17 protein-coding genes are annotated in these 17,125 nt (G+C 66.9%); 8 read left to right on the forward strand and 9 right to left on the reverse strand.

All coding sequences use genetic code 11. The annotated features are described in order from the left end of the window. Window positions 1-424 precede the first annotated feature (424 nt). Together AB0M24_RS22680 and AB0M24_RS22685 are read left to right on the forward strand one after the other, a co-directional pair. Window positions 425-1,672: a SidA/IucD/PvdA family monooxygenase gene (locus AB0M24_RS22680; RefSeq protein WP_363771004.1), complete on the forward strand. Its 1,248-nt coding sequence runs from the start codon at window positions 425-427 to the stop codon at window positions 1,670-1,672. A 16-nt stretch (window positions 1,673-1,688) separates the two neighbouring features. Continuing rightward, on the forward strand, window positions 1,689-1,883 hold the full coding sequence (locus AB0M24_RS22685; RefSeq protein WP_363771007.1) for an MbtH family protein: 195 nt from the start codon (window positions 1,689-1,691) through the stop codon (window positions 1,881-1,883). Here AB0M24_RS22685 and AB0M24_RS22690 read toward each other — a convergent pair. Beyond that, window positions 1,873-2,553: an SDR family oxidoreductase gene (locus AB0M24_RS22690; protein ID WP_363771009.1), complete on the reverse strand. Its 681-nt coding sequence runs from the start codon at window positions 2,551-2,553 to the stop codon at window positions 1,873-1,875. The genes AB0M24_RS22685 and AB0M24_RS22690 overlap by 11 nt on opposite strands. Further along, complete coding sequence (locus AB0M24_RS22695; protein ID WP_363771012.1) at window positions 2,550-3,368, reverse strand: hypothetical protein; 819 nt, start codon at window positions 3,366-3,368, stop codon at window positions 2,550-2,552. Before AB0M24_RS22695 ends, AB0M24_RS22690 begins: the two co-directional genes overlap by 4 nt. Window positions 3,369-3,433: 65 nt before the next feature. Here AB0M24_RS22695 and AB0M24_RS22700 point away from each other — a divergent pair, with 65 nt between their 5' ends. The 3 genes from AB0M24_RS22700 to AB0M24_RS22710 are packed head-to-tail and all read left to right on the forward strand — an operon-like array spanning window position 3,434 to window position 5,327. Continuing rightward, window positions 3,434-3,799: a GntR family transcriptional regulator gene (locus AB0M24_RS22700; RefSeq protein WP_363771016.1), complete on the forward strand. Its 366-nt coding sequence runs from the start codon at window positions 3,434-3,436 to the stop codon at window positions 3,797-3,799. After that, window positions 3,799-4,674 carry an ABC transporter ATP-binding protein gene (locus tag AB0M24_RS22705; RefSeq protein WP_363771019.1) on the forward strand — a complete coding sequence of 292 codons (876 nt, stop codon included), beginning with the start codon at window positions 3,799-3,801 and terminating at the stop codon, window positions 4,672-4,674. Before AB0M24_RS22700 ends, AB0M24_RS22705 begins: the two co-directional genes overlap by 1 nt. Beyond that, a complete protein-coding gene (locus AB0M24_RS22710) occupies window positions 4,671-5,327 on the forward strand; it encodes a hypothetical protein (protein WP_363771022.1) in 657 nt (218 codons plus the stop codon). The genes AB0M24_RS22705 and AB0M24_RS22710 overlap by 4 nt, the downstream gene beginning before the upstream one ends. Here AB0M24_RS22710 and AB0M24_RS22715 read toward each other — a convergent pair whose 3' ends face one another. Together AB0M24_RS22715 and AB0M24_RS22720 are read right to left on the reverse strand one after the other, a co-directional pair. Continuing rightward, window positions 5,328-5,807, reverse strand: a complete 480-nt coding sequence (locus tag AB0M24_RS22715) for a hypothetical protein (protein WP_363771025.1) — start codon at window positions 5,805-5,807, stop codon at window positions 5,328-5,330. Further along, on the reverse strand, window positions 5,780-6,616 hold the full coding sequence (locus AB0M24_RS22720; RefSeq protein ID WP_363771028.1) for a DUF1996 domain-containing protein: 837 nt from the start codon (window positions 6,614-6,616) through the stop codon (window positions 5,780-5,782). The genes AB0M24_RS22715 and AB0M24_RS22720 overlap by 28 nt, the downstream gene beginning before the upstream one ends. Window positions 6,617-6,856: 240 nt before the next feature. On the opposite strand from AB0M24_RS22720, the gene AB0M24_RS22725 reads away from it, so the two are divergent. Continuing rightward, window positions 6,857-8,557: a discoidin domain-containing protein gene (locus AB0M24_RS22725; RefSeq protein ID WP_363771031.1), complete on the forward strand. Its 1,701-nt coding sequence runs from the start codon at window positions 6,857-6,859 to the stop codon at window positions 8,555-8,557. Here the strand turns inward: AB0M24_RS22725 and AB0M24_RS22730 are convergent. Together AB0M24_RS22730 and AB0M24_RS22735 are read right to left on the reverse strand one after the other, a co-directional pair. After that, the gene (locus AB0M24_RS22730) at window positions 8,541-10,475 is read right to left on the reverse strand and encodes a hypothetical protein (RefSeq protein ID WP_363771034.1); all 1,935 of its coding nucleotides are present in this window, start codon (window positions 10,473-10,475) and stop codon (window positions 8,541-8,543) included. The two genes, AB0M24_RS22725 and AB0M24_RS22730, sit on opposite strands and share 17 nt — an antisense overlap. Before the next feature lie 4 nt (window positions 10,476-10,479). After that, window positions 10,480-11,667, reverse strand: a complete 1,188-nt coding sequence (locus AB0M24_RS22735; RefSeq protein ID WP_363771037.1) for a CoA transferase — start codon at window positions 11,665-11,667, stop codon at window positions 10,480-10,482. A gap of 100 nt (window positions 11,668-11,767) precedes the next feature. On the opposite strand from AB0M24_RS22735, the gene AB0M24_RS22740 reads away from it, so the two are divergent. After that, window positions 11,768-12,601 (forward strand): dienelactone hydrolase family protein, encoded by an 834-nt coding sequence (locus AB0M24_RS22740; RefSeq protein ID WP_363771593.1) that lies wholly within the window; start codon window positions 11,768-11,770, stop codon window positions 12,599-12,601. 48 nt (window positions 12,602-12,649) lie between these two features. On the opposite strand, the gene AB0M24_RS22745 is transcribed toward AB0M24_RS22740, so the two are convergent. After that, window positions 12,650-13,084 carry a VOC family protein gene (locus tag AB0M24_RS22745; RefSeq protein ID WP_363771040.1) on the reverse strand — a complete coding sequence of 145 codons (435 nt, stop codon included), beginning with the start codon at window positions 13,082-13,084 and terminating at the stop codon, window positions 12,650-12,652. A gap of 56 nt (window positions 13,085-13,140) precedes the next feature. Between AB0M24_RS22745 and AB0M24_RS22750 the strand changes: the two genes are divergently transcribed. Beyond that, entirely contained in the window at window positions 13,141-13,773 is a 633-nt protein-coding gene (locus AB0M24_RS22750; protein ID WP_363771043.1) for a helix-turn-helix domain-containing protein, read from the forward strand. On the opposite strand, the gene AB0M24_RS22755 is transcribed toward AB0M24_RS22750, so the two are convergent. Together AB0M24_RS22755 and AB0M24_RS22760 are read right to left on the reverse strand one after the other, a co-directional pair. Beyond that, entirely contained in the window at window positions 13,764-16,283 is a 2,520-nt protein-coding gene (locus AB0M24_RS22755; RefSeq protein WP_363771046.1) for an FtsX-like permease family protein, read from the reverse strand. The two genes, AB0M24_RS22750 and AB0M24_RS22755, sit on opposite strands and share 10 nt — an antisense overlap. After that, window positions 16,276-17,031: an ABC transporter ATP-binding protein gene (locus AB0M24_RS22760; RefSeq protein WP_363771049.1), complete on the reverse strand. Its 756-nt coding sequence runs from the start codon at window positions 17,029-17,031 to the stop codon at window positions 16,276-16,278. The genes AB0M24_RS22755 and AB0M24_RS22760 overlap by 8 nt, the downstream gene beginning before the upstream one ends. Between the last annotated feature and the right edge of the window lie 94 nt (window positions 17,032-17,125).

Consider the following 17,125-nt stretch of genomic DNA (forward strand, 5'->3'; position numbering starts at 1 on the left):
GGTCAAGTCGACGAAAAGCGTGTCGACTTGACCCAACCCCTCTGGCGCGGCCAACGATCAGGCACGACTCGTGACGGGGCCCGCCGGAGCGCACGGAAAAGCAAGCTCGCCTTCGGCATCGCCTAGGGCAGCTCGGCTTCGCCATCGCCACTGCAGCTCGCCTTCGGCATCGCCCAGCTCGGCTTCGCCTTCGCTCCTGGTCCTAGGGCCCCTTCGCCCTGCTCCCTTCGCCCCTTGGCCCCTGCCCTTTCGCCCTCTGCCCCTTCGCCAGTGCCCGCCTTCGCCATTTGCCCCCTGTCTTGGCTTGAGAGCTGGTCGCGTTGGGCCCTAGGGCGTAGATCACGTCCGAATGCACTAGCTAAGGTATGCCTTAGTTAAGTTAGGGTTACTTTACGATGCTCAGGGGTGCTGCGAGAGGACCGCGATGGAACCGGTGTTAGACCTGGCCGGAATCGGCTTCGGGCCGTCCAACCTCGCCCTTGCCATCGCGGTTGAGGAGCATGCCAGGCCCGTTCGGGCGCGGTTCTTCGAGCGGCAGGCGCGGTTCGGGTGGCATCGGGGGATGTTGCTCGAGGACGCGACCATGCAGGTGTCGTTCCTCAAGGATCTTGTCACGTTGCGCAACCCCACGAGCACGTTCAGCTTCCTGTGTTATCTGCGGGATCGTGGGCGTTTGGTTGATTTTGTCAACGGCAAGAACCTGTTTCCGCTGCGTCGGGAGTTCCACGACTACTTCGAGTGGGCGGCTGAGCGGGTGGCGCACCACGTGTCGTACGGCGTTGAGGCCGGGATGGTGCAGGTGGATGGGGACGGGTTCGAGTTCGTGGCTGGGGAGGAGACGGTTCGGGCCCGCAATCTGGTGTTGGCGACTGGGCTTGAGGCCAACTTGCCGGAGGGGGTTGAGGCTGGTGAGCGGATTTGGCACAACAAGGATCTGCTGACTCGGGTTGAGGGGTTGAAGGATCCCCGGCAGGTCGTTGTGGTGGGGGCCGGGCAGAGTGCGGCTGAGGCTGTGGCGTTCTTCCACGAGCGGTTCCCTGCGGCTGAGGTGCACGGGGTGTTCGCGCGGTACGGGTACAGCCCGGCTGATGACAGCTCGTTTGCGAACCGGATCTTTGATCCTGCTGCTGTGGATGACTTTTACGGGGCGCCGGAGGAGGTCAAGCAGCGGCTGATGGGGTACCACGCCAATACCAATTATGGAGTGGTGGACGGGGACCTCATCGAGGAGCTGTATCGGCGGGTTTACCGGGAGAAGGTTGTTGGGCGGCAGAGGTTGTTGCTGCACAACACGTCGCGGCTGACTGAGGTGAACTCGGACGGCAAGTGCGTGATCGAGTCGTTGGCCGATGGTGGGCAGTTGCCGGTTGATGCTGACGTGATCGTGTATGCGACTGGGTATCGGCCTGCTGATCCTGTTCGGGTGCTCGGGGGGCTTGCTGAGCATTGCGAGCGGGATGAGCGTGGGCGGTTGAAGGTCACGCGGGACTACCGGGTGGTCACCGGGGATGGGATCCGGGGCGGGATCTATTTGCAGGGTGGGACCGAGCACACGCATGGGATCACGTCGTCGTTGTTGTCCAACACGGCGGTGCGGGTGGGGGAGATTCTCGAGTCGGTGTTGCGGCGGGTGCGGCAGACCGCCGAGCCGAAGCTTCAGGCAGTGCAGTAGGAGAGGAAGGGCCGTCATGACCAACCCGTTCGAGGACCCGCAGGGCCGGTTCTTCGTGCTCGTCAACGACGAGCAGCAGCACTCGCTGTGGCCTGCGTTCGCGGAGGTGCCCGCCGGGTGGACGAAAGTCTTCGGAGAGGACGACCGCGAGGCGTGCCTGGCTTACGTGGAGGAGAACTGGACGGACCTGCGGCCCGCGTCTATCCGGTGAGGTAGTCCGCGAAGGTGCGGGTGCCTACCGCGCGGCCGGGCGTCAGGTTTCCGCCCGCGCGGTAGGCGCGATAGGTCGCTCCCGGTGTCTTGAGCGGCACCAGGGTGCGCTTCTTTCCCGTTGCGGCCAGGTACGTCCGGGCGAAATCGGCTGCCTCGCGGACCTCAGGGCCGCCCATTTCCGGTGCCAGGCCCGTCGGGGCCGACTGCGCCAGCGCTGCCAGCTCCAGGCCCACCTCGGCTTCGTCTATCGGCTGGAACCGGAACGCCGGCACGAGCATGAGTGGCAGCTTGGAGAGGTTGTCGAACATCTTGCGCAGCAACGAGTGGAACTGGGTGGCGCGCAGGATGGTGTACGGGGTGCCGGAGTTGATGATCAGGCGTTCGGCCGCGAGCTTCTGCTTGTAGTAGGGCAGCGGTACCTCGTTGCAGCCGACGATCGAGATGTAGACCAGGTGGGCGGGCTTGGACGCGAGTACCGCGCGAGCCATGTCGACCTCGTGGCGGAACGAGGTGGCGCAGTGGACCACGACGTCTGCTCGTAGGGCGCCCAAGCCCTTGCCTCGCACCAGGTCTGTGCCCGAGGAGCGGGAGACCGAGCGGGCGCCGGGGAGAGCGGCTACCACGTGACGGCCCAGGGCGCCGGTGCCGCCGGTTACTGCGAAGGTCATGCCTTCACCCTGACACGGTGGTAGTAGGCCAGCACGATGGTGCCGGAGACCGCGGCGATGGCGCTGACGATCAGGCCCGCTTGGGAGAGGGCGCTCATGCCCGTGCCTTCGCCGACCAGCTTGATGCCGATCCACGCGGCGACGATCGGGTTGACGACGGTTTGGCCCGCTACGACGAGGTCTGGTGGGCCGGCCGCGTAGCCGAGCTGGATGAACCAGGCGCCGGTCAGGAACGCCACGACCAGGCCCAGCAGGGAGAACCATTCGATCGTGGGCAGGGCTGTGGTCACGTCTCTGACCAGGACGGCTACCAGGCCGTAGAGGACGCCGGCGCCGATCGCCAGGGCCAGTGCTCGTACCGCGCCTTCGGTGAACGTGGCGGCGACGATGCAGACCAGGACGCCGGCGAGCACCAGCTGGCCTGCTTGGAGCGCCACCTTCGGCGTGATCGAGGTGGGGACGGCCTGGCCCGCGGTGATGGACACGAAGACGACGATTCCCGCGGTGGTCACGACTACGGCCAGGGCCAGGAGGCCGGTCAGTTTGTGCGCGCGGGCCACGGCGATGATCGGGATCGCCAGGGCGTTGAGTGGAGCCACCACGGAGACCGGCGCCAGCGCCAGTGCGATCACCTGGAGGATCGCGCAGGCGAAGAGGATCAGGAAGCCGTAGACCCATCGGCGGGACGAGACCAGGCGGTGCGCCGAGGTCAGCTTGAGGTTCGGGAGCTCGCGGATGCCGGCGTGCTGCAGCAGCGCGCCGAGTGCGCTGCACGCGGCGGCGAGCACCGCGCACACGATCGCGACCCCGACCACGTGCCAATCGTACGCTGACACTGCTATGGTTCATTACATGAGTAACGAACCAAGGAAGTAAGCCCATGTTCGACGACCGGAGCCCGATCTACCGGCAGATAGCCGACCGGATCAAGGCGGACGTGCTCAGCGGGGCGTTGAAGGCGGACGAGCAGGTCATGTCGACCAACCAGTACGCCGCGTACTACCGGATCAACCCCGCGACCGCCGCGAAGGCCTTTCAGCAGCTCGTGGACGAGAAGGTGCTCTACAAGAAGAGGGGGATCGGGATGTTCGTGAGTGCGGAGGCTCGCGACATGCTGCGGACACAGGGGCGGGAGACCTTCTTCGGCGAGGTCGTGGACCCGATGGTCGTCGAGGCGCTGGCGATCGGCATTCCGCTCGCCGACGTCATCCGGCGGATCGAGCAGCACGAGAACGGGGGCGTGTGATGCGGGTCGACGTGCAGGGCTTGACCGTGCGGTACGGGTCGCTGACGGCGGTCGACGACATGAGCTTCTCCTTGAGCGGCAACAAGATCTACGGGCTGCTCGGGCGCAACGGATCGGGCAAGACGAGCCTGATGTCGGCGCTGGCCGGGTACCGCGAGCCGCTGGGATCGGTTCTGCTCGACGGGGAGCCGGTGTTCGAGAACGCCGCGGCGATGCGCCAGGTGTGCCTGGTGCGGCACACGGCCGATGCCGCGGACAAGAGCGACAAGGTCTCGCACGTGCTGGAGTACGGCGCGGCGTGGCGTGACACGTGGGACAACTCCTATGCCCTCGAGCTGGTCGAGTTGTTCAAGATTCCGCTGAGGAGCAAGGTCGGTTCGTTGTCGCTGGGGCAGCGGTCGGCGCTGGGCGTGGTGATCGGGCTGGCGAGCCGGTCGCCGTTGACGATGCTCGACGAGTCGCACCTCGGCATGGACACGCCGACCCGGTACGCGTTCTACGACACGCTGCTCAACGACTTCATGGCGCACCCGCGCACGATCGTCATCTCCACGCACCTGATCGAGGAGCTGGCCTCGTTGCTGGAGGAGGTCGTGATCATCGACTCCGGCAGGCTGGTGCTGCGGGAGGAGGCGGACGTGCTGCGGTCGCGCGGCACGGAGGTCACCGGAAACGCCTCGGACGTCGACGAGTTCACCGCCGGGCTGACGGTGCTGAGCGAGAAGTCGTTGGGGCGCACCAAAGCGGCGATGGTGTACGGCGCGTTGGACGACGCGCAGCTGGTCCGGGCGCGGCAGCTCGGGCTGGAGCTGGGGCCGATCGCGTTGCAGGACCTGTTCGTCCACCTCACCGAACCGGTGGGAGGGAAGCTGTGAGGATCTTCCGGCACCTCACGACGACGCTGGTGTCGTTCGGCGCGATCGTGGCGGCCAGCGTGTTCCTGGTGGTTCTCGCCGCCGAGTTCACCCTCTCGCTGGTCGGCGAGGTCGTGTTCAGCGGGTGGATGCTCGTCACCGTGCAGATCGCGCGCTGGTTCGTGCTGTGGGTCGGTGTGTACGCGATCCACAACGTGCTGCCGATCGCGGTCGCGCACGGCCGCACGCGTCGCGAGTTCCTGGTGGCGGCAACGGGTTTCACCGTGGTCTTCGCCTTGGCGATGGCGTTGTCGGCGTGGCTCGGGTTCCTCGTCGAAGGGTTCGTCTACGACGTGATGGACTGGCGAACCACTCCGCACGGGTCGATCCTCGCCTACTTCCTGATGTTCCTGGTGTGGTGCGGGGTCGGCATGATCATCGGCGCGGCGTACCACCGCTGGGGTCTCGGCGTGGTCTTCGTGCTGCCCGTCGGACTGGCGCTGGCGCTCGTACCGGGGGTCACGATGCCGGGCACCGGGGACATGCCGTTCGTCCGGGACCTCCCGCTCGTGCTCGGCGACGGCTGGCACGTGGTCTCGGTGTTCGCCTGGGTCGTCGCGGTGGCAGTCACCTGGGCGATCGCGCGGGCCATGCCGGTGCGCGCGCGGGCTTGATCACCCGGCGGCCAGCTCGGCGGTGCGGTGGCGTTCCATCAGCTTGACGACCTCGGCCGTCGGCGGGTGGGTGATCGCGCTGCCGGCCGAGCGCAGCACCTCCAGCGACTCGGTGAGGTGCGCGTGTACGAACTGCTTGCGCGCGTCCGGGCTGTCGGAGGCGAGCTGGATCTCGGCATCCGTTGGCATGCCTGGCATGTCGTGCCCGGCGTGGTTGTTGACGTACGGCGCGTCCAGCAGTTTGCGGAGCTCGGCGAGCTCGGTTTCGCGGTTCTCGACCAGCGAGGGGTTGTCGTCGAGCGCCACGAGTTTGAGCGCCTGCTCGTCTGTGGCGATCGCGAGCTCGACGAACGCGCGTTCCGTTGCGCCGTAACCGTTCTGGGGTGGCGCCGGGGGTGGAGGGGGTTCCTGCTGGCAGGCCGCTGTGAGAAGGCCTGCCAGCAGGAGCGCTGCTATCCGTGGTTGCCGGCGGTGTCGCACTTCATCACCACGTTGATGCAGTTGCGGACGCGGCGTTCCATCTCGGCGCGCGGCCACACGTTGAAGAAGTCGCCGTGCATCGTCTGTCCTGTGCCGGAGGAGAGCCTCAAACCGGCGGTGCTGCCGTTGACGGGGTAGCGCAGGACCATCCGCAGCTTCGGCACCGAGACCGGGTGGCTCGACGGGCAGCCGCCCGCGACCGGGTACGCCATGTGCGACTTGTGGTCGGCCGAGTCGAGGTCGCGGCCGTTCCAGCACTGCGGGAAGTCCAGGTAGGTCTCGAGCATCGTGCCGGCCGGGCATTCCACGAAGTTCTTGGACGGGTTGACGTGGCCCGCGTGCAGGCACGACCAGCGGGCGATGCTGTCCGCGTCCCCGGTCGCCTTCGCGTTGCCCGCCACGATCTTCAGCCCGTACGGGGTCGGCTGGATCGCGGCTGGGTTGTTCACGCCCTCGCCCAGGTAGTAGAAGGTGATGATGGACGGGGCGACCGCCGTGTTGTTCCGGTACATCGTCGGCACCCAGTACGAGGAGATGTCGACGGCCGGGTTGCAGTTGCCCGTCTGGCCTTCCAGCGACTGCTGGGTGGAACGGGCGTTCGTCGAGTGGTTGCCGAAGAAGTCGTGGAAGTGCGAGGCGCCGGCCAGGTTCGGCAGGACGATCGGGTCGTCGGCGAGGCGGTGGCTGAGCCCGCAGTCCGCGACGAACTCGGCGACGCGAACCGGTTCTCCTTGGGCGGCAACGGGAATGCTGAGGACGCCTGCGGCCAGAGCGAGAACTGTGGCCAGGTGGAACAAGGGCTTCTTCATTGAAGCTTCCTCTCCGCAGCGGGGCAGGGGCTAGGAGAGCGCTCTCACGCCGTTTGAGCATCGCGCAGGCGTAAACCGTCGTCAATCCGCAAGAAACGTTCAGTAGTACCGGTTTTCTTGACTCCAGTACCGGTTTTCTTGACACCGGCGTGCCACGAGACTGACTCTCAGAACCGGAGGGCGCCTCACGCACCCGTGTTCCGGCACGGGCTCATCCGTTCTCCGGCCCCAGGAGCATCCATGTCCGGAAGGCTTCAACGAGGAAGACTCGTCGTCGCGGCACTGGTCGCCGCCGCTCTGATCGTCCCGGTCCAGGCGCACGCCGCCGGGCCGCTGATTTCCCAAGGCCGTCCGGTCACCGCGTCGTCCAGCGAGAACGCCGTGTTCGCGGCGACCGCGGCCGTCGACGGTGACCTGGGAACCCGCTGGTCCAGCGAGTTCCGCGATCCTCAATGGATCCAGATCGATCTCGGCAGCACGGCGAAGGTCGACCAGGTGACGCTCGCCTGGGAGACCGCGAGCGCGAGGGCGTACACGCTCAGCATCTCCCCGGACGGCAACACCTGGCAGGAACTGCGCCGGACGACCACCGGACCGGGCGGCACCGAGACACTCGCGGTCAACGGCACCGGCCGGTACGTGCGGCTGGACCTGACCCAGCGCGCCACGCAGTGGGGTTATTCGCTGTGGGAGTTCCAGGTCTTCGGGACTCGCGGGAGCGACGGTGAAACTCTGCTCTCGTACGGCAAAACCGGTTCCGCATCGACGTTCCAGGACGACGGCGCGTGCCCGCAGTGCACCCCGGCCAAGGCGTTCGACCGCGACCCCGCGACCCGGTGGGCCACCAGCGCGACGAACGGCTGGGTGGACCCCGGCTGGATCTCCGTCGACCTCGGCGCACCCGCCACGATCTCGAAGGTCGTGCTGCAGTGGGATCCGGCCTTCGCGACGGCGTACAAGATCGAGGTCTCGGACAACAACACGTCGTGGCGCGAGATCTACTCGACCACGACCAGTCGCGGCTTCAAGGAGACGCTGACGGTCAGCGGCACCGGCCGGTACGTGCGGATGTACGGCACGGCCAGGTCGAACGGGTACGGCTACTCGTTGTGGGAGTTCCAGGTCTACGGCACCGGCGGCAACCCGACGCCCGCTCCGCCGCTGCCGCCGAACCCGACGTTCCCCGGCAGGCTGGTCTGGGCGGACGAGTTCAACGCACCCGCGGGTACCGGGCCGGACGCCGCGAAGTGGCAGCCGGAGATCGGGCCGGGTGTGAACAACGAGCTGCAGTACTACACGAACAACAACAACGCCCGGCACGACGGCAACGGCAACCTGGTTCTCCAGGCCAGGAGGGAGGTCACGCCGGGCAGCGCCTGTCCGGTGGACCCGGTCAGCGGCAGCGGCACCTGTCAGTACACGTCGGCGCGGCTCAACACGCACGGCAAGTTCAGCTTCACCTACGGCCGGGTCGAGGCGCGGATCAAGGTGTCGTCGACGCAAGGGCTGTGGCCCGCGTTCTGGTTGCTGGGCGCGGACTTCTTCGACCAGCGCAGGCCGTGGCCCAACTGCGGTGAGATCGACGTCATGGAGCACGTCGGCAAAGAACCGAACCGGGTCTACTCGACGCTGCACGCACCCGCGTACTTCGGCGCGGGCGGAGCCGGGTCCCCGCTCGACCTCGGGCAACCGGCGTCGGCGCAGTTCCGGACGTTCGCGGTCGAGTGGGACTCCAGCCACATGACGTTCAGCGTCGACGGCAACAGGTTCTTCACCGTGGACAAGGCGCAGCTGGAGTCGGCTCGCGGACCGTGGGTGTACGACCACCCGGTCTTCATCATCATCAACAACGCGGTCGGCGGCGACTGGCCCGGCCCGCCGGGGGCCGGGACGCAGTTGCCGCAGGACATGGTTCTCGACTACGTCAGGGTGTACCAGTGATGGACAAGCGAGCCGGCGGCGAGACGTCGAACCCCTCGCTGACGGCTTCCACCTCGATGCTCGCGGTTTCCCCTGAACCCAACGGGATCGCGGGCACGAAGTACGCGTCGTTCGTCGTGCCGCCGAGGAAGATCCGCTCGGTGCCGGTCCACTTGTAGACCCGGTACTGCCGGACCGAACCGGACGCGCGTGTCCAGGTGAGCCGTGCCGACACCGTCGTGGCGTTGGTGCGGCTCACCTGCTCGACCTGCACGTTCGACGGAGCCGCCGGAGGAGTCAGCACCGGGTCCGTGACGCCGATCCGGCCGATCATCGCCGTGACCGCGGCACCGGGCAGCACGCGCAACGAGATCTCGGTCAGAGTCGCGCCGGAGTGCTCGCCGAGCGGGAAGACGCTGCGCCGCCAGGCACCCGAGACGCCGCCGAGGTCGAGGACCTTCTCGGTGGTGCCGATGCGCAGGATCGCCTGCAGCCGCGACGGGCCGACACCGGTGCGGTGCACGATCTCGAACTGGCTGTTGCCGGTCAGTTTCAACGACGTCGCGAACAGCCGGACGTCGTTGGCGGACAGGGGAGTGCCGGTGATCTTCAACGCCGTGCCGCCGTCGTACGGGTCGTCCCAGTCGAGCGACGGGGTCACCTTGGCACCGGTGCCGGAGACGCTCCACCGCCACGTCGGCAGGACGTCCTGCAACGACAGGTTGTTCCACGCCTGGGTGGACCGGACCGCGCCGCCGATCGCGAACTTCTTGCCGTGCCCGGTGTTGAAGTTCGTGACGAACGGGAGTGACGTGATCGGCGTCAGCTCGGTGATGTAGTGCGCCATGCCCTTCCAGTTCGCCGTCGAGGTGGTGTTCGACGGGTCACCGTTCGGACCGACCCAGAACCGGTTGTCGCGCACGTAGAAGTCGGCGGGGCTGGTCGACGACTTGAACGTCCACTCCGGACGGTAGAAGCCGAGCGAGGTCGTGTGCGGCTTGCCCTCGGGGAACACCGAGGCCCAGCCGACGCTCGTGTTGTAGCCGTTCGCCTCGACGTCCACACCGGACGCGAGGTCGTACGGGCTGCGGTTCATCGAGCGAGCCATCGCGGCCGAGTTCGCCAGACCCTGCGTGCTCCACCAGAAGTTGAGGAACATCTCGTCCGACTGCTCGAAGAACATCTTGTTCCGCGCGGTCAACGCGTTCTGCCACGAGACGCTGCCGGAGTCGGTCATCGCGTCGTACCAGATGACCCGCAGCCCGCTCTTGCGCATGTAGACGATGAAGTCGCGCATGTCGTTGGCCAGCTGCGTGTTGCCGCCCGCGGTCTCCTGGTTGAGGAACCAGCCGTCGAACCCGTAGTGCCGCGCGACCTGGATCATCTTGTCCGCCACCGGGAACCGGTCGCCCTCGCGCTTGACGAAGTCGCGGACCCACTGGATCTGGCCGCCGTACGCGGTCGGCGGCAGGAACACGTTGCCGATCACGCGGACACCGTTGCGGTGCGCGGCATCGGTGACGGTCGGGTTCGGCGCGAGGATCAGACCCTCGGACGCGGAACCGCCCCAGAACACCAGCTCGTCGATGTACTGCCAGTAGTTCGTGGCGTAGTAGTTCATGTCGAGCGAGCCCTGTGCGGGGTTGTTGCTCGTCGGCGCGTACGCCACCAAGGCCTGCACACGAGCTTCGCCCACGTGCGCGTGAGCGTTGGCCGGACGAGCCGGAACAACCCTTCTGGCAAGCGGTACGGTGCTGCGGTTGTACCGTGCGTCCCGGTCCGTCGCCGGATCCCAGTTCAGGATCGTGGCGGGGTGCCAATAGGACGCGTACGGCTGGACGACAGCCTCAGCTTCGACGGCTGAGGCAGGGGTCTCGGACAGCAGGCTGGTCAAAGCCGCCGTCGAGCTCAGCACGAGGAACTGTCTCCGAGTGGCCACGCGATCACCCTTGTTGGCCACCAGATTCGCCGTATACCGCCTCTACGGTGACTAGATCGGACGACAATTCGCTGATCTGCTGCTCTGTGTAACCGAGTTCGGCCAGGATCTCCGCGTTGTGCTCGCCCAGGCACGGGGAATGCCGCCGAACGGACGCAGGCGTTGCCGAGAACCGGACCGGTTGCGGCACGAGCCGGATCGTGCCCTCGGTGGGGTGCTCCGCGGTGTCCAATCGAGACACCGCGTCCTCCAAGGAGGTCACGCGGCCGAACGGGATGCTGTGCCGGGAACACAGCTCCTCCCACTCGTCGGTGGTCTTCTCGAGAGCGAGCTTCGCCATCAGGTCGTAGAACTCCTCGAAGTGCTCGTACAGCGCGTCGGGGGAGTCGAACCGCGGATCCACGGCGAGATCCGGACGTCCGGCAACGGTGAAGAAGTCCGCGACGTTGCGCGCCCCGTAGGTGGCGATGCACGCGTACCCGTCCTTGGTGCGAACCGCGCGGTGGTTGGGCTGCAACGACCGCGCGAACCCCAACGGCCCGTGCGCCGGCACGAACGTCTCGCCGCCGAGGTGTTCGAGGAGGTTGAACGCCAGCATGGTGTCGGTCATCGGTACCTCGACGTGCTGGCCGAGCCCGGATCGTTCCCGGTGCATCAACGCCGCGAGGACCGAGTACGCGATCGTCAGCGAGCTGACCTTGTCCGCGAGCACGGTCGGCACGTAGTCCGGCGAACCCGTGGCCCGCATCATCAGGTCCACAGTTCCGGACGCGCCCTGGACGATCTCGTCGTAGGCGGCCCGGTCCCGCAGTTCTCCCGAGAATCCCTGTGCCTGGCAGTAGACGAGGCGATCGTGCTTGACCGATTCGTAGTCGAGCCCGAGCCGTTCCAACGCTTGCGGCCTCAGGTTCGTCACGAGCACGTCGGCCGACGCCACGAGTTCGCGGAAGATCTTCTTCCCGCGTTCATCCTTCAGATCGACAGCGATCGAGCGCTTGTTGCGGTTCAACGCCAAGGTCAGGGAGCTCATGCCGACGTGCTGGTAAGGGGGAGGCACTCGCAACGAGTCGCCCGACAGCGACTCCACCTTGATCACGTCGGCACCGAGGTCACCCAGGATCTGTGTCGCGTACGGCCCCATCACGACCGTCGAAAAATCGATAACACGGATCCCGTCAAGAGCACCATCCATGTGGCCGAACCCTACTGAGGCTACTGAGCGGTAGCGTTAACACCGCTGTTATGTCGAGTTTTGGCAGCAATTGGTCACCCTGCAACCAATTGAGGTGTACATCGTCGTGCGCATAAAAGCAGCCCTCGCAGCCCTGGTCCTGGTCCTGATCCCAGGCACCGCCAACGCCGCAGCCAACCCCTACGAGCGAGGCCCGGCACCCACTGCCGCATCGGTGGAAGCCGCCAGGGGCACGTTCGCCGTCACGTCCGCCGCGGTCGCCCGCCAGTCGAACTTCGGCGGCGGCACCGTCTACACCCCGACCAGCGACCTCACGTTCGGCGCGGTCGCCATCTCGCCCGGTTTCACCGCCACCCAGTCGTCCGTCGCGCACTTCGGCCCGCGCCTGGCGTCCTACGGGTTCGTGGTGATCACCATCAACACCCTGTCCACCTGGGACGACCCGGACAGCCGGGGCGCCCAGCTGCTCGCCGCCCTCGACTACGTGGCCCGCACCAACCCCCGCGTCGACGCGTCACGCCTCGCCGTGATGGGCCACTCGATGGGCGGCGGCGGTGCGTTGCGCGCCGCCACCAGCCGTCCGACGCTGCAGGCCGCACTGCCGCTGGCCGGCTGGCACAGCACCAAGAGCTGGCCGGGAGTCAAGGTGCCGACCATGCTCCTCGGCGGCCAGAGCGACCCCACCGCTCCCGACTCGCAGCACTCGATCCCGTTCTACAACTCGATCACGGCCGCGCCCGACAAGGCGTTCCTCGAACTGCGCGGCGGTGACCACTCGGCGCCGCGCAGCGACAACATCACCGTGCGGAAGTACACGCTGTCGTGGCTCAAGCGGTTCGTCGACGACGACCTGCGCTACGACCAGTTCCTCTGCCCGGCCCCGGCGCCGAACACGCTCATCTCGGCGTACCGGGACACCTGTCCGCACGCGTGATCCGAGCGGGTGCTGTGCCAGCGCGCGGCAGCCTGGCACAGCACCCCTTCACGACTCCCTGGTGAACGGGCGGGGCATGCCCTCCGGCACCTCCAGCGGCACGGAGTAGAAGCGGACCTCGTGCCCGTCCGGGTCGTGCACGCCCGGCAGCACCCAGCCGACCGGCGTCCGGAAGACCTCGCCGTGCTCGACACCGCACTCGGTGAGGTGGTCCGCGAGTGCCTCGATGGCTTCCTGGCCGGGCACCCCGATGGCGAAGTAGTCGAACCCGGCCGCGACGGCCGCGAGCTCCGGGTTGAGCCTGAGCGCCAGCGGTGGCCCGCCTCTGGAGTGGTCCATGGACACTCCCATGCGCACGCCCTCCTCGACGAAGTTCACCATCAGCTCGTAGCCGAGGTTCGTCGTGTACCAGTCCAGCGACTTGTCCAGGTCGGACACGGGCAGCTTCAGATGGTGGATGCCGTCCAGCAGCGGTGCGGTCATGATCGTTACCCCTTTGTTTGCAGTCGGACTGCACTTATGCAGTTAGGCTGCAACATGTGCCAGAAGACGTCAACAGGGATTTGCGAGCGGCGCGCCGGGCGGACACCGAGGTCCGGATCATCGAGGCGGCCACCGAGCTGTTCACCGAACGCGGCTACGTCGCCACGACGCTCGCGGACGTAGCGAAACACGCGGGTGTGGGGGCTCGCACGGTGTACGTGCGGTTCGACTCGAAGGCCGCGCTGCTGCAGCGCTGTCTCGACGTGGCGATCGCGGGGGACTACCACCGGGTCGCGGTACCCGACCGGGACTGGTTCCAGCAGGCGATGAACGCGCCGACGGCCGAGGAACGGCTCGAACGCATGGCCGGGATCAGCCGGCAGCTGATGGGGCGCACCGGGCCGTTGCTGAAGGTCTCGCAGCAGGCGGAGGCGCTCGAACCGGAGATCGCCGAACGTGCCCAGGCGGCCCGCGAGATGACACATCAGGCCATCGGCGGCTTCTTCCGGAAGCTGGCCGCCGATGGCCTGATGTCGGAGACGAACGTGGACTGGGTCGCGGAGACCGGTGCGGTGCTCGGCCAGGCCGAGACCTACCTGCTGCTCACCAAGACCACGGGGTGGAGCATCGAGCAGTACGAGTCGTGGCTGGTCGAAACCTGGTCACGACTCGTACGCACTCACTCGTAGGCGATCGCGTCCAGGACGTTCAACCGCGCGGCGCGGATCGCGGGCAGGATCGCCGCGATCACGCCGACGAACGCCGCCACCACCAGGTACTGGACCATGGTGACCCAGGGGAACCCGATCTCGGAGATGCCCTGGTCCTTCAACGCCTGCACGGTCGCGAGGCCCAGCGCCACGCCGACCGCGAGGCCGAGCACCGCGCCGAACACCGAGATCACCACGGACTCGACGGTGATCATCCGCATCACCTGCGACCGCCGCATGCCGATGGCCCGCAGCAGACCCAGCTCGCGGGTCCGCTCGATCACCGACAGCGCCAGGGTGTTGATGACGCCGAGGACCGCGATCAGGATCGCGAGCGCCAGCAGGATCTGGATCATCAGCAGGACCGTGTCGAACTGCGACGTCGTCTGCTTCACGAACGCGCTGCGGTCCTGGACGGTGATCTCCGGGTTGTCCGCGAACAGCGGCTCGATCTTCTTCTGCACGTCCGCGGCCGATACACCAGCGTTGACCTGCACGAACGCCTGGCCGATCTGGTCGGACCGGAAGTTGCGGCCAGCCGACTCCGGCAGCACCAGAGCACCCTGCAGCACCTGCGACTTGGCCCAGATGAACCCGACGGTGAACGTCTGGGCGTCACCCTTGGCCAGTTGCAGCGTGACCTTGCTGCCGAGCGACCACCCCTTCTCGGCCGCCATGTCCTCGGGCAGCGCGAGCTCGTTGTCCTTGAGCGGCGCGACAGCACCGGACTTCGGCTTCAACGCGAACATCGAGGCCATCGCCGGCATGTCCGTGACGGACACCGCGAACATCTGGTTGTCGCCCTGCAGCACGCCGTCCTGCGACCAGCCGACCGCGGACTTCACGCCGTCGGTCTTCTCGACCTGGGTGAACACGTCCCGCTTGAACGTCGCCGGCTGGCCCTCCATCTGGCCCTCGCCGGAGATGATCAGGTCGGTCTGCAGCTGACCGGAGGCGAGCTTCTCGATCGACTTGGTCGCCGACGTCAGCACCACGCTCACGCCGGTGATCAGCGAGATGCCGACCATCAGCGCGGCCGCGGTGATCGCCGTGCGGCGCGGGTTGCGAGCGGAGTTCCTGCGTCCCAGCAGTCCTGGCATCGACCACGACAGCAGGCGGCCGATCAGCGACACCATCGGCTTGGACAGCATCGGCGTCAGCAACGCGACACCGACGAACGCCACCAGGATGCCGCCGAAGATCAACGGCAGGGACGCCTGCTTGAACCCGAAGCCCAAACCGGTGCCGCCCAACGCCACGACGGCCGCACCGATGATCGTGATCTTCGTCAGCGGGCGGTCCGGCGTCGCCGCCTCCCGCATCGCCGCGACCGGCGCGATCCGCGACGCCCGCAGTGCCGGCATCACGGCCGCGATCACGGTGACGATCATGCCCACCGCGAACGACGAGATGATCGCCGACATCGGTACACCGATGCCCGCCAGGTGCAGGTTGCCGCCGCCGACCGTGCTGAAGATGTTGGCCAGCAACGCTCCTACGCCGATACCCGCCCCGAGGCCGACGATCGACGCGATCAACCCGATCACCAGCGCTTCGAGCACGACGGACCCGATGACCTGGCCGCGTGAGGCGCCCATCGACCGCAGCAGCGCGAGCTCACGCGTGCGCTGGGCGACGATGATGGAGAACGTGTTGAGGATGATGAAGATGCCGACGAACAACGCGATGCCGGCGAACCCGAGCAGCACGTAGTTGAAGAACTTCAGGCCCTCGTTGATCTGGTCGGCCTGCTCCTTCGCCAGCGTGGCACCGGTCTTCACGTCGTAGCCGGAGCCCATCTTGGCCGCCACGGCGTCGCGCAACGCGTCGTCCGTCGTGCCCTGCGCCGCCGTCAGCGTGGCTGAGCTGAAGGCGTCCTTCTTGCCCAGCAACAACTGTTGCGCCACCGGCTCGGTGAACGCCACCGACAGCTCGCCGCCCAGCGAGTCGCGATCGCCGCCGTAGCCGTAGATTCCGGAGATCTTGAAGGTCTTCTTGGGCTCCAGGGTGAGCAGCCCGATCTCGTCGCCCACCTTGAAACCACCGGTGGACGCCAGATAAGCGCCGACCGCGACCTCGTCGTCCGCTGACGGTGGCTTGCCGTCGCGGATCTTCTCGTTCGTCGTGCTGGCCCACGAGAACCCGAGGCGCGGAGCCCCGGACGTCGTCATGACCTTGCCGTTCTTGCCGATCGGCCGCGCCGAGCCCTGCACGTCGCCGACGACCTTCGCCACGCCGTTGACGGACTTGAGATCGGTGAGGGCCTGGGGCGTCAGCAGTTCCGGCTGCTTGCCCTTCTCCGCCTTCGGGATCACCGAAACGTCCACATTGGCGTAAGCCGACGAGAACAGGTCGGTGAACGAACGCTGAAGCGTGTCGGTCAGCACGAACGAACCGGACACGAACATCACGCCCAGCACCACCGCGAGCGCGGACAGCACCAGCCGGAGCTTGCGCGACAGCAAGCTCTTGATAGTCGCCTTAAACATGCGGCACCGCGACGTCGTCGAGGTGCTTCATGGTCTCGAGGACCTCTTCGGACGACGGCGACAGCAGTTCGCGGACGATGAGCCCGTCCTTGAGGAAGATGACGCGGTCGGCGTACGAAGCGGCGTTCGGGTCGTGCGTGACCATCACGATCGTCTGCCCGAACTCACGAGCGGACCGCTGCAGGAACCCCAGAACCTCGGCACCGGACTGCGAGTCCAGGTTGCCGGTCGGCTCGTCCGCGAACACGACGTCAGGCCGCGAAACCAGCGCACGCGCACAAGCCACGCGCTGCTGCTGACCACCCGAGAGCTGCGTCGGCCGGTGGGTCAGCCTGTCCCTCAGACCCACCGTGTCGACGACGACGTCGAACCACGCCTTGTCGACCTTCTTGCCGCCGATCGCCAGCGGCAGCGTGATGTTCTCCTCCGCCGTCAGCGTCGGCAGCAGGTTGAACTGCTGGAAGATGAACCCGACCTTGTCGCGGCGCAGCTCCGTGAGCCCGCGGTCCTTCAGCCCGGTGACCTTCGTGTCCCCGATGAACACCTCGCCACGGGTCACGTCGTCGAGGCCCGCGAGGCAGTGCATCAACGTCGACTTGCCCGAACCCGAAGGTCCCATGATCGCAGTGAAGCGGGCCCTCTCCAGATCGACGCTCACCCCCGCGAGCGCGGTCACGGCAGCGTCGCCGGACCCGTATTCCTTCCACACGTCGACGGCTCTCGCCGCGACACCTTCGGACGCGCTCACCTGTCAGTCCCCTCCTGTGGCCTTTTGTGCGCACCATCTTCGGCGACACGAACGCACCGAAGGGTCAGGATCTCCCCTGAGAGAACCCTGAAAC

The organism is Lentzea sp. NPDC051838, assembly GCF_040681245.1.
GTDB lineage: Bacteria > Actinomycetota > Actinomycetes > Mycobacteriales > Pseudonocardiaceae > Lentzea.

Excerpts from the sequence above, each read along its gene's own strand:
- AB0M24_RS22680 (WP_363771004.1), top strand. The coding sequence starts at position 425 with ATGGAACCGGTGTTAGACCTGGCCGGAATCGGCTTCGGGCCGTCCAAC.
- AB0M24_RS22685 (WP_363771007.1), top strand. The coding sequence starts at position 1,689 with ATGACCAACCCGTTCGAGGACCCGCAGGGCCGGTTCTTCGTGCTCGTC.
- AB0M24_RS22690 (WP_363771009.1), bottom strand. The coding sequence starts at position 2,553 with ATGACCTTCGCAGTAACCGGCGGCACCGGCGCCCTGGGCCGTCACGTG.
- AB0M24_RS22700 (WP_363771016.1), top strand. The coding sequence starts at position 3,434 with ATGTTCGACGACCGGAGCCCGATCTACCGGCAGATAGCCGACCGGATC.
- AB0M24_RS22705 (WP_363771019.1), top strand. The coding sequence starts at position 3,799 with ATGCGGGTCGACGTGCAGGGCTTGACCGTGCGGTACGGGTCGCTGACG.
- AB0M24_RS22720 (WP_363771028.1), bottom strand. The coding sequence starts at position 6,616 with ATGAAGAAGCCCTTGTTCCACCTGGCCACAGTTCTCGCTCTGGCCGCA.
- AB0M24_RS22725 (WP_363771031.1), top strand. The coding sequence starts at position 6,857 with ATGTCCGGAAGGCTTCAACGAGGAAGACTCGTCGTCGCGGCACTGGTC.
- AB0M24_RS22735 (WP_363771037.1), bottom strand. The coding sequence starts at position 11,667 with ATGGATGGTGCTCTTGACGGGATCCGTGTTATCGATTTTTCGACGGTC.
- AB0M24_RS22745 (WP_363771040.1), bottom strand. The coding sequence starts at position 13,084 with ATGACCGCACCGCTGCTGGACGGCATCCACCATCTGAAGCTGCCCGTG.
- AB0M24_RS22755 (WP_363771046.1), bottom strand. The coding sequence starts at position 16,283 with ATGTTTAAGGCGACTATCAAGAGCTTGCTGTCGCGCAAGCTCCGGCTG.